The organism is Oceanobacillus alkalisoli, assembly GCF_022213125.1.
Lineage (GTDB): Bacteria > Bacillota > Bacilli > Bacillales > Amphibacillaceae > Oceanobacillus > Oceanobacillus alkalisoli.
Genome location: NZ_JAKNRA010000003.1, coordinates 44,517 through 56,757, shown reverse-complemented (window position 1 = coordinate 56,757; position 12,241 = coordinate 44,517). Strand labels below are relative to the sequence as shown.

10 protein-coding genes are annotated in these 12,241 nt (G+C 39.3%); 1 reads left to right on the top strand and 9 read right to left on the bottom strand.

What is annotated here, in order from left to right; translation table 11 throughout:
- Positions 1-62: 62 nt before the first annotated feature.
- From L3V42_RS06220 to licT, 9 genes are all read right to left on the bottom strand, one after another.
- Positions 63-1,397: a 6-phospho-beta-glucosidase gene (locus L3V42_RS06220; RefSeq protein ID WP_238471557.1), complete on the bottom strand. Its 1,335-nt coding sequence runs from the start codon at positions 1,395-1,397 to the stop codon at positions 63-65.
- Between the two features lie 17 nt (positions 1,398-1,414).
- On the bottom strand, positions 1,415-1,720 hold the full coding sequence (locus tag L3V42_RS06215; RefSeq protein ID WP_188859092.1) for a PTS lactose/cellobiose transporter subunit IIA: 306 nt from the start codon (positions 1,718-1,720) through the stop codon (positions 1,415-1,417).
- 196 nt (positions 1,721-1,916) lie between these two features.
- Positions 1,917-3,251, bottom strand: a complete 1,335-nt coding sequence (locus L3V42_RS06210) for a BglG family transcription antiterminator (protein ID WP_238471556.1) — start codon at positions 3,249-3,251, stop codon at positions 1,917-1,919.
- The gene (locus L3V42_RS06205; RefSeq protein ID WP_238471555.1) at positions 3,203-4,012 is read right to left on the bottom strand and encodes a BglG family transcription antiterminator; all 810 of its coding nucleotides are present in this window, start codon (positions 4,010-4,012) and stop codon (positions 3,203-3,205) included. Before L3V42_RS06205 ends, L3V42_RS06210 begins: the two co-directional genes overlap by 49 nt.
- A gap of 166 nt (positions 4,013-4,178) precedes the next feature.
- On the bottom strand, positions 4,179-5,897 hold the full coding sequence (ptsP, locus tag L3V42_RS06200; protein ID WP_238471554.1) for a phosphoenolpyruvate--protein phosphotransferase: 1,719 nt from the start codon (positions 5,895-5,897) through the stop codon (positions 4,179-4,181).
- The gene (locus L3V42_RS06195) at positions 5,897-6,163 is read right to left on the bottom strand and encodes a phosphocarrier protein HPr (RefSeq protein WP_235763321.1); all 267 of its coding nucleotides are present in this window, start codon (positions 6,161-6,163) and stop codon (positions 5,897-5,899) included. The genes ptsP and L3V42_RS06195 overlap by 1 nt, the downstream gene beginning before the upstream one ends.
- A 38-nt stretch (positions 6,164-6,201) precedes the next feature.
- The gene (locus tag L3V42_RS06190; RefSeq protein ID WP_235763322.1) at positions 6,202-7,659 is read right to left on the bottom strand and encodes a glycoside hydrolase family 1 protein; all 1,458 of its coding nucleotides are present in this window, start codon (positions 7,657-7,659) and stop codon (positions 6,202-6,204) included.
- A gap of 52 nt (positions 7,660-7,711) precedes the next feature.
- On the bottom strand, positions 7,712-9,589 hold the full coding sequence (locus L3V42_RS06185; protein ID WP_238471553.1) for a beta-glucoside-specific PTS transporter subunit IIABC: 1,878 nt from the start codon (positions 9,587-9,589) through the stop codon (positions 7,712-7,714).
- A gap of 123 nt (positions 9,590-9,712) precedes the next feature.
- Positions 9,713-10,561: a BglG family transcription antiterminator LicT gene (gene licT, locus L3V42_RS06180; protein ID WP_238471552.1), complete on the bottom strand. Its 849-nt coding sequence runs from the start codon at positions 10,559-10,561 to the stop codon at positions 9,713-9,715.
- Between the two features lie 392 nt (positions 10,562-10,953).
- Between licT and L3V42_RS06175 the strand changes: the two genes are divergently transcribed.
- Positions 10,954-12,222, top strand: coding sequence for an OFA family MFS transporter (locus tag L3V42_RS06175; RefSeq protein ID WP_235763325.1), 1,269 nt, complete (start codon positions 10,954-10,956; stop codon positions 12,220-12,222).
- The last annotated feature ends 19 nt before the right edge of the window (positions 12,223-12,241 follow it).

The following is a 12,241-nucleotide window of genomic DNA, read 5'->3' as shown; positions in this document are numbered from 1 at the left end:
ATTATGAATCCAATAAGTCCTCTTACGGTTCCGGAAATGTTTTCTCCAGAACCATATTCAAATTAATTTACTGTTTCAGTTTGGAAAAATTGTGGTAAATATTCTTTATGCGCTTCCAACATTTCATCCACAATTTTCTTTGCAATCGTATCAGAAGGCGTAAGCGGGTTAATTGCTAATGCGAGAACTGCTTTATTATAATCTCCTGTCACAGCTGCTTCTGCCGCAGTCCGTTCAAATGATTTAATTTGTTGAACTAGTCCACGTGCTGCTACAGGAATATCCCCCATTGTTAATGGAATTGGACCGTCCTTTGTAATAATACTACTTACTTCCACAGCTGAATCTGCGGGAATACTTGCGATCGCGCCATTATTCCTTGTGTTAACTGGTTGAATATCACGCTTATCTTTATAGATGGAAGTGATCAAACGAACAGCTGCATCGGAATAATACGCTCCTCCACGTTCTTCGAGTTGTGGCGGCTTAATATTTAGATTTTCATCTTTATATAACTCAAATAACTCTTCTTCTAATTTCTGAACAACCTCTGCACGAGTTCCTTCTTTCTCAGCACTTTCTATTGCTTTATCTAACATCTCTTTTGATTTATAGTAGTACATATGATAGGGGCACGTAAGAGCATTTAAAGATTGAATAAACGCTGGCTCCCAACCCATACCATCTATATTTTTGACAAAACTACTATTTGCCGGATCGGATAACTTCTCAATTACTTCATCTTTGACACTAACTCCATCAACATATACATCTAACCCATATACCATATGGTTTAGCCCGGTAAAATCAATACGAACTCGGGAGTGTTCTACGTCTAGTAATTTAGCAATCCCCATCTCCATTCCAATAGGTACATTACACAGACCGATAACTTTATCAATATTGGAGTAACGAAGAACTGCCTCTGTTACCATCCCAGCAGGATTTGTAAAGTTGATTAACCACGCATTTGGACAAAGTTCCTCCATATCTTTGGCAATATCTAAGATGACTGGGATCGTACGTAAACCTTTAAATAACCCCCCTGGGCCGTTCGTTTCTTGACCAAGTACACCATATTTAAGTGGGATACGTTCATCTTTTGCACGTGCATTGAGCAAACCGACACGGAATTGAGTTGTGACAAAGTCGGCATCTTTTAGTGCGGCTCTTCGATCAAGTGTTAAGTGAACATCAATCGGGAGACCTGCATTTTCAATCATTCGTTTAGCAAGGTTACCTACAATCTCAAGCTTCTCTTTACCCTCTTCAATATCAGCCAACCACAATTCGGTCAATGGAAATTCATCATATCGTTTAATAAAGCCCTCGACTAATTCTGGTGTATAACTTGAACCTCCACCAATTGTAGCCACTTTCAACTTATGATTAGACATAATAATCCCCTTTCCAATTATTTAATTTTATTATGAAGTTCAATTACTTCTTCAGCTAAATCAACAACTGTCATTGCATTCATGAGATGGTCTTGTGCATGTATAAGTAACAAACGAATCTCTATTTTTTCACCACGAGCTTCTCCTTGGATCAGATCCGTTTGGAACCGATGCGCTTTACTCATTTCTTCATTTGCTTCCTGGATTTTTTGATTAGCTGCTTCAAATTCTCTTACTTTAGCATGCCGGATTGCTTCCATTGCCAAGTTTCGAGCGTTTCCGCCATGTAATATGATTTGAAAGCTTACTTCTTCTATATCCAATGCTGCTTTGCCCCCCTTAAGTCAATACAATCTATTCATTTGACTCTGCTTACATATATATAATAATGTGAAATCGCTTTCGATTGAATCCATAGTTTTTCCTTAACGCTAAGGAAAAGATTACATGGAAATTAATCTATATTTACACAATAAAAAAGACCGGGTAATATCAACCCGGAATTTTCTATATATTGCTTTAATCTATATTGTTTAGTATCTCCAAAAATTCTTTCTTGTTCTCACAATTTATCAGCTGTTTGACCTTTTTTTCGTTATCAATCATTCCAATTAAATAATCATACATCCCCTCTATATTAGGAGTTTTATTCTTCCCTAGACTTAATAAACAAACAAATTGTACACGATTCTCTCCCCAATTAATAGGCTTTTTCAACGTGCATATCGCCCAAATTGTTTCATCTGTGTGCGGACTCATGGGGTGGGGGATGGCAACCAAGTTTCCGAAACTAGTTGGCGATAATCGTTCTCTCTCAAGTACTGACTTACCAAATGAGTCATCAACATAGCCTGCCGACTCTAGTTCATTCACTAAAAATTGAATAGTGCCTTCTTTTGTCTCGAGTTCTTGATGAAGAAAGATTAGTTCCTCTTTCACATAGACGACCTTATCTTTATCCCTATCTTGTAAACAATCTTCTATTTGTTCAATATCTTTTGTACCTAATATTGTATTTACGAATATTACTGGCACAGGTAACTTGCTTTCAATTGGGATAGTTGTAATAACAAAATCAATTTGTTCTAGAGTAGTTTGATTTAAACGATAATAATCGATTGTATCTACAACTATTAATTGATTAAAATACTTAGCTTGCAATTTATACTTAAGTAACATGGCGCTACCCGAGCCAGATGCACAAACGATAATACAACGCTTTACATCTTGATTCATTTGTTGTCTGTACATGGCGACCTTTATATGTAACGCAATATAGCCAATTTCGTGCTCATCAATTTCAATCTCTAATCTATTTTTTAAAACTTTGCTTGCTAAAATCGCAGCATCAAATGCAAGTGGATATTTTGCTTTAATCTCATCAAACAATGGGTTTCGCATATTCATTCCATAGCGTAGACGATTTATTGCTGGTCTCAAATGCAATCCTAACGCGATAAACAGTTCTTTATCGTTTTTTAATTGTAATTTTAATCGTTCATCTATTTTCATAATAATCTCATTGATTATATCTCTTAATTCATTATCTACAAATGTTTCAAACTCTTGTTGACTTAAATTAGTTGTTGCAATTTTATTCATCCCTAAGAGATGAATCGCAATATATGCAATTTCCTGCGCAGGAAAACAAACGTCAAAAGACGATTCAACTTTTTTTACTATTTTTTCCGCCACTTTGTATTCTTTTTTTGTGTATATTCCTTCAAAGTCCTCAGGTGGGAGAAGGATATAATTTTCATCGCGAATTCGTTTACAAGCGATAGCGAAGTGAATACTTAAATTATTTAACTCAATATCAGATAGATAAATCTCATTCTTTTGAATTTCTCCCAAAATGATAGCTTGAATTTTATTAAATTCTTTTTTTGAAAATAGGGAATCCGGGGGGGGGGGGGTGGCATATCGAATGTAATACTTTCTCTATTCAATAAATACTCCGACAAGCAAAAGCGAAAATTCATTTCACTCCCTGTAACCTTCACACCATAATATGGTTTACTTTCTATCTCTAGTTTAAAACTTTTTATTATTTTTCTTACTTCAATTAAATCATTTTGTAGAGTTGATTTGCTTATATATAGTTCTTCAGCAATATCGTCTAATTTTATGTAACCATTTGCTAATAAAAGTTTTCGAATAATATAGCTAACGCGCTCTTCTGGTGTATTTGGTGATTGGTTTGCTAGAGTATCCGAGTTTTTAAACAGCCTTTGCAAAAACAATTTGAATGTATCAGTGTCTTTTACTTCCAGTACATAGCCAATTCCTCTGGTTGACTTAATGCATCCACCACTATGTAATAGGATCTCATTAAGTTCCTTTATATCATTTCGAATCGTTCTTGATGTTACTTGAATATTGTTAGCTAAATCATTACTGGTAATTGGAGTTTTAGTGGACATTAGCTCTTTTAATATCTGCATCATCCGATTAGTCGGCATCCCAATCACTCCTGAGGTAATTTTTATGAAATCATCTGAGATTTCCACGAAATCTGTTACTTCTTTCACTTCTGCGTATGATCCTCTTACAATTTTTTTCCCTTCCGGGGAGATGTCTTTTTGTATAGCTGCATAAATCTCTTGTGCATGCAATAATCGTGTGCCCTATGCCCATTTCTTCTAGATCTTGAATGATTTTAAGTCCCAATCTATTAGGGAGGAGTGATTCTAATTTAATCACTATCAAACCTTCTTTTCGTGTAGGAAAAAGCAGCATCTTGAAGAGGAATTAACCGCCTAAAGATGCTGCTCATTACATTTACTTCTCTTCCGTTACTCTCTTCACTTCCGCAACGACCTCTTCTGCGGTTCTCATTTCTAAAGCCTTCTCAGCAAGTTCCACCATATCCCGCTTACTCAATCCACGAATTTGTGATCTGGCTTGTAGGATAGATGTCGCACTCATGGAGAACTCATCTAGTCCGAGTCCAAGCAGGAGTGGAATAGCTAGCTCATCGCCGGCCATTTCACCACACATACCTGTCCATTTACCTTCACGGTGTGAGGCGTCGATTACCATTTTTACAAGACGTAAAATGGCTGGATTGTATGGCTGGTAAAGGTAAGAGACTTGTTCGTTCATGCGGTCAGCAGCCATAGTGTATTGAATTAAATCATTCGTTCCAATACTGAAGAAATCCACTTCTTTTGCGAATTGGTCTGCGAGTACAGCAGTAGAAGGGATTTCTACCATGATTCCAACTTCGATTTCATCAGAAACCGGTGTACCTGCTGCTACCAATATTTCTTTTTCTTGCTCTAAAATTGCTTTCGCTTCTCTAAATTCTGCAAGGGTCGCGATCATTGGGAACATAATTTTTAAGTTGCCAAAGACACTTGCTCGAAGCAATGCACGTAGTTGCACACGGAAAATATCTTGTTCCTCTAAACAAAGACGAATCGCACGGAATCCAAGGAACGGGTTCATTTCTGTTGGTAAATCTAAATAAGGTAGTTCCTTATCTCCGCCGATATCTAGCGTACGAACGACGACAGGTTTTCCGTCCATGCCTTCTAGGACTGCTTTATATGCATCGAATTGTTCTTCCTCTGTCGGCAATTGGTCGCGTCCCATATAAAGGAATTCAGTACGGTAAAGCCCAACAGCTTCCCCGCCATTATTCTTCACACCTTCCAAATCATCCGGTGTTCCGATATTAGCAGCTAATTCAACGTGTTCGCCGTCTGCCGTTACGGTCTTCTCATTAACAAGCTTGGCCCATTCCGCTTTTTTCTCTTCATAACGAATCTGTTCTTCTTTATAAGAAGCGATTGTTTCCTCTGTCGGGTTAATATGAACTTCACCTTTAAGCCCGTCAATAATAAGGAAATCGCCATCCTTAACATCTTCTGTCACCGTTTTTGTCCCGACTATTGCAGGGATTTCCATGGAGCGAGCCATGATTGCAGAGTGGGAAGTCCGGCCGCCGATATCCGTTGTAAAGCCTTTGACAAATTGACGGTTCAATTGCGCGGTGTCGGATGGTGTCAAGTCTTCTGCGACAATAATTACTTCTTCTGAAATCATGCTCGGGTTCGGGAGTTGCACACCAAGTAAATGGGCATGAAGGCGTTTCGTCACATCGCGGATGTCTGCGGCACGTTCTTTCATATAGTCATTATCCATTTGTTCGAACATTGTAATGAACATATCAGCCGTTTCTTTCAGGGCATATTCTGCATTCACTTGTTCATTTTTAATCTTATCCTCAATAGGCGAGATTAGCTCTGGGTCACTTAATACGAGTAAGTGTGCCTCAAATATTGCAGCATTATCCTCGCCCAATTCAACTTTTGCCTTTTCACGAATTGCTTCAAGTTCATCCTTCGATACACTAAGGGCGACTTGGAACCGTTCGACTTCCTTTGCCGTGTCTTCCACTTTTCTTTTTTCAAAGGAAAGATCTGGTTCGATTAACCGGTAAGCTTTAGCAAGTACGATGCCACTTGAAGCCGCGATACCTTTTAATAGCGTCATTATTCTGCTAATCCTTCCTTACTCATTGTCTCTTCTAGTTTTTCCAATGCTGCTTGTTCATCGTCACCTTCAGCACGAATGATGATTTCAGCGTCTTGGCCAATTCCGAGTGACATGATCCCCATGATGGATTTTAGGTTAACGGATTTTCCGTTGTATTCTAACTGAACGTCTGATGTAAACTGTCCAGCAGCCTGTACTAAGGCTGATGCTGGACGTGCATGAATTCCTACTTTATCAATAACTGTAAACTTTTTTTCTACCATTTATCTCATCTCCAATATTTATTTATTAAAACTATAGCTTATAGTTCTTCGCCGTTACTTTCAATGACTTTCTTATACCAGTAGAAGGAATCTTTCTTGCTTCTTTCCAGTGTACCATTACCTTCATCATCCTTGTCAACGTAGATCATGCCGTAACGCTTCGACATTTCGCTTGTTGACATCGATACGAGATCAATCGGTCCCCAGGCGAGGTAACCCATTAAATCAACGCCATCACCGATTGCTTCTTTCATTTGTTCGATATGTTTTCTCATATAATCGATACGATAGTCATCATGGATCGAGCCATCTTCCTCGACTCTATCATAGGCTCCTAAGCCATTTTCAACAAGGAAGAGCGGCAGTTGATAACGGTCGTACAGCTCGTTTAACACTACCCGTAAACCAACTGGGTCAATTTGCCAGCCCCACTCTGATGCTTCGAGGTAAGGGTTTTTCAATGTGTTCATGAGATTACCTTCCGTGCGCTCGCCTTCAGGGGAGTTAGAAGATACCATCGACATATAATAGCTGAATGAAATGTAGTCGACAGGGTATTGTTTTAAAATCTCATCATCGCCAGTTTCCTTCACAATTTCAATATCATTTTCTACGAAGAAACGGTCCAGATATTTCGGGTACTCACCGCGAGCATGAACATCTGCAAAGAAAAGGTTTTCCTGGTTATCCTGTTGCGCTTTGAGCACGTCTTCAGGGTTTGGTGTGTTCGGATAGTGGCTCATTCTTGCAAGCATACAACCCATTTTTCCATCTGGAATAATTTCATGAAGTTTCTTCGTTGCAAGGGAACTCGCTACGAATTGATGATGCAGTCCTTGGAATTTTGCTTGCACCGGGTTTTCTTCTTTATCAGATAAGATTCCACCACCGGTATACGGGCTGATTGTAATCATATTGATTTCGTTAAAGGTCATCCAATATTTAACTTTATCTTTATAACGGGTAAATACTGTCTCTGCGTAACGTACGAAATGATCAATTGTTTCACGTGAAACCCAGGCGTTATATTTTTCTGTTAAACCATAAGGAGTTTCGTAGTGAGACAAGGTCACAACTGGTTCGATATTATATTTCGCTAACTCATCGAACACATTGTCATAAAACTGCAATCCAGCTTCATTTGGCGTCTCATCATAACCGTTCGGGAAAATTCTTGACCAGTGAATGGAAAGTCGAAATGCTTTAAAGCCCATCTCAGCAAGAAGTGCAATATCTTCTTTATAACGATGGTAAAAATCGATTCCTTCTCGTTTTGGATGGCGGGCAGTCGATTCACCGCTTAATGTTTTCCGGATTTGTTCGGATGTAATTTCCATCGCATTATCTCGCTTCCGCTCTTCCCTAGGGATATATTCAACAAAGTCCGCTGCCGATAATCCTTTGCCATCTTCATCAAAAGCACCCTCGATTTGGTTGGCCGCCGTTGCACCACCCCAATAGAAGCCTTCTGGAAATTGTGATTTGAATGTAGCCATTCTATCTCTCCTTCATTTTATATTATTTATAATTAGCTGTCGTCTCTTAAAGTTATTTCACGACAGTTAATATGTCATCTTCTAACCCAACATATCTTGATTTTTCTGGAATAATATCTAAATAATCAGCTGTATTCGTAATAATGACAGGAGTTGTCGTTTGGTAACCCTCATTTTTAATTCCTTCAATATCAAAGGAAATTAACTTCTGTCCCTTTTTAATTGTTGCTTCTGCGTCAACATGCGCTTCAAAGTGTTTTCCATCCAATTGAACTGTGTCAAGGCCAATGTGAATTAATACTTCTACACCGTCCTCACTTTCTAAGCCAATCGCATGTTTCGTGGGGAAGAGGGTAACTACTTTCCCGTCAAATGGTGCGACAACAACGCCATCGCTCGGTTCAACTCCAACACCTTTACCCATTGCTCCGCTTGAGAATACTGGGTCGTCCACATCTTCTAATGGAATCATTTCCCCTGCTAATGGAGTAGTTAACGTTACTCTTCCTTTTTCTTCTTTCTCGGTAATTGCAGGCGTTTCTTCCATTTTCATTTCTTCTTTTGTTTCTTCTGTTTCTACTTCTTTCTTTTTACCTTCTGTACCGAAGATAAATGCTAATATAGTTCCGATTGCAAAGGCAGTTCCAATCCCTATTGCGTAACCAACCATCGGTGAATAAGCCGGGATAGAAAATATACTGTTAAATACAAAGGTATAGAGCTTGACATTAAATAGCGCAACAATGATTCCGCCGACAGCACCGGAAATTAATACGAGCGGCATTAGTCTACGGTATCTTAAAATCAAGCCATAGAGAGCGGGCTCTGTAACTCCGGCGAACAATCCAGATAATGTTGCTGCAAGGGATAAAGATCGTAAGTCTTTATTCTGTCTGGAACGGAGGAAAATACCAAAGGCAATCCCGATCTGAGCAAATACCGCTGCTCCTGTGATTGGATTTATAATATCTCCGACATCGAAGTTATCAATCATGATTGGTACAACGCCCCAGTGTATTCCTAGAATAACGAGGAATGGCCAAGCACTTGCGATAATAAGTCCTGTCAGGATGGCTGAAAAGTCGGATAACCATAGAACTCCAGCTGCAATACCTGCACTTAAGTACTCACCAAACGGGCCAAATACGAGTGCGGTTAAAGGCACCATAACTAAAATCCCGATCATTGGCACAAAGAATAATTGAATCGTATCTGGTGTATACCTTTTGATCAGTCGTTCAAGAGGCGCATAGATGGCCATCGCTAGTAAAAGCGGAAAAACTGTCGATGAATAATCGGAAACGATGAGCGGGATTCCTAGGAAGTCTACATCACCCGCGTACTCCATAAGGGCTGTAAAGCTAGGCGCCATTAACCCAGCGGCAATGGTACCACCGACAAAAGGATTGGCATTTAAATGCCTCGCAGCCGAAAAACCGATGAAGATAGGCAAGAAGTAAAATAGACCACCTGATGCCGCATCGAGTACTGCATATGTAGTGCCTTCCACATTAATCCAATTCAACATGGAAAGGACGGCAAGCAGTGCTTTGATCATCCCGGCACCTGCTAAGGCTGGAATAAGCGGTGTTAGGGTTCCGGAAATATATTTAAATATCTTAGAGACCACACCGGCTTTTTCCTGATCATCTCCACCATCCGTTTTCTCCGTATCTCCAGCTTGGATGTTGTGATGTTTCATAATTTCTGTATAAACTTTACCCACTTTATTTCCGACAACGACCTGGTATTGGCCACCTTTTTCTACGACGGTCAGGACGTCCGGAATTTCCTGTAGCGCTTTGTTATCCGCCTTCTGGGAATCAGCAAGTGTAAAGCGCAACCTCGTCGCGCAGTGTACGAGAGAGTTTACATTTTCTTCACCCCCGACATGTTCAATGATTTTTTCTGCTAATTGTTTATTGTCCACGATATTCACTCCTTATTTTTTCAAAAATAAAAACCTGGGAAAGATACATAAATCGACTTAAAATTAGTCTACTTATGTATCTTTCCCAGGTTTTGCCTGCCTAACCAGTAACAATCCTGACTGTTAATTATTTTTTTCTCGGTGGGAGACGCGATGGATATGAATCATGAAATAAGTTGCTTCATCCTTCGTCATTTCCACTCCATATTGTCTATTTAAATAAGCTTGGACTTTCTGTGTACACGCATATGCTTCAGGATATTCGCCTTTTACTTGTTCAAACAAGCTGCTTTCTCGATCATCTTTATGGAGCTCTTTTCGCAGCATCCGATAAGCAAAATAGCGTAAATGCGTAATAAATCTGCTGTAATTCATCGAATCCATATCAAATTCAATCCCAAAATGATATTTCACAATGTCTGTAATGTCCGTAACGATTTGCGTCATTGTCATCGTTTCTTCCATTCCAGTGTCACCTTGTTTGGCATTGAATAGATGGAGTGCAATCGATGCCGCCTCGTCCTCAGGGAGACGAATCCCCATTCTTTCCTCAATTAGGTCAAGAACGTTTCGTGCAATATCGTACTCTTTTCGGTAAAACTTCCGCACTTCCCAAGCGAGCGGATTTTTAATTGGAAGTCCTTCCTTCGTTCGGGTAATGGCAAAGTCGATATGATCTGCAAGCGATAGGTAGAGCGAATCATTTAAATCAGTCTGCAGTTCTTTCATCGCAATATCGACAATATCTCTTGATATGACAAGGATCTCATGCGGAATTTCATCGAGTAAGGCAGAGAACTTATCCGTAAAACCTTGCGAAGGTACGACAAACGTCTTTTCTATTTTTTCCATATCAATCGTGTCGCCAATTTTCTTTTGAAACGCAAGACCTTTACCCATAACAACCATTTCAGTCTGGTTCGCATCTTCTGTCAAGGCGACATTGTTATTAAATACTTTCTTTATTTTCACAGTGATCACTGTCCTAAATGAAGTATTAAAAAACCCGAACAAGTTGAAATGGGGACACTTCGCCCCTTATTCTAACTCGTTCAGGTTTTGCCTGCTAGCCAGTAACAATCCTAGAACTATTTCCATTATAGGTGTTTGCGCTTTCTAATGCAAGTGGTAGAGTTTACCGTTTTCTTTATTACAGTAGATGATTGAGATTTTGACAAAATAGCTGTTTATTTATTCCGGATAATGATTTATACTAAACCTGATAATGTTCGTAAATTGTGTATTATTTATATAAATAATAACATTTTTTGATTTTTATTAACTAAAACACAAACATAGAGTTGTTAAGTAATTCAAACATACGCCTTTTATTTCTGAGGCGAATTTGTGAACGGAGGTTAGAGGTGGATATTTTTAATAACAAATGGTTTCGTGCTGTACTTCCGGCATTACTCATTCATTGCAGCATCGGTACGGTGTATTGTTGGTCATTATTTAAAGCAGATATTGCCGTCTTTATTGGAAAATCTGTCGGTGAGGTGGAGTGGGCATTTAGTTTAGCCATTTTTGTTCTTGGGATATCGGCGGCTTTTGGCGGGAAATTAGTTGAAAAAGATATCCATAAATCATCATTGCTTTCCGCATTGTTTTTTGTTGCAGGAATGGTTGGGACAGGTTTCTTTATTTATGAAAAGTCCTTGTTCGGTATTTACTTTTCTTACGGAATTGTGATGGGAATCGGCCTTGGTATCGGATATTTAACTCCGGTAAAAACATTAATGCTATGGTTTCAGGAACAGAAAGGTTTAGCGACGGGGCTTGCGGTGGCAGGCTTTGGCTTAGCAAAGGTGATAGCAAGTCCGTTAATGGAAAAGTTACTTGGAGCAAGGACAGATGAAGGCCTGCTTGTAAATCCTACAAACATTTACATGATGTTTTATATTTTGGCAGGTATTTATTTCGTGATGATGGTTATCGGGCATCTTGCATTAAAGAAACCAGCAGGATATGAAAAAGAAAGCGCACAGACTGAGGGATTCCGTTATATAAAAGTGTTGACAAATAAAACATTTATCGGAATTTGGCTCATGTTTTATATCAATATTACAGCGGGACTTGCCCTGATTGCACAGGAAAAAGGAATGTTAGCTTTCATCAGTTTCGGTGCGATTGGTCTAGTTAGTTCGTTAACCGCGGTATTTAATGCCGGGGGCAGGATTGTCTTTTCCGCTTGGGGAGACCGGGTGAAGGACAGGAATTCCATTTATAAAATCATTTATGCTTCATCGATTGCCATTATTTTACTAGCAGTCGGGATGGATGCGATGAATCATTCAATCTCAATCCTGGTTATTGCTGTTCTTTGTATTGTGAATGCAGGTTATGGCGGTGGATTCTCATCCTTACCACCATTGTTATCAGACAGGTTCGGGTTAGATAGTATATCTACTGTTCATGGATTAACCTTGTCGGCATGGGCGTTTGCTGGGCTTACGGGTAATCAATTAAGTGCCTTTGTGCTGGAAAAGACAGGGTCGTTTGATGCGGTGCTGTATGTCGTGATGGCGATGTTTTCTATTGGGGCATTGATTAGTATTTTCGTAGTGAAGCCTGAACAGGTGCAGTTGGATAGTAAGAAGACGAAACATGAGGAAGAGGTTACGGCGAGTTAAATGTATGTAGATGAAGATG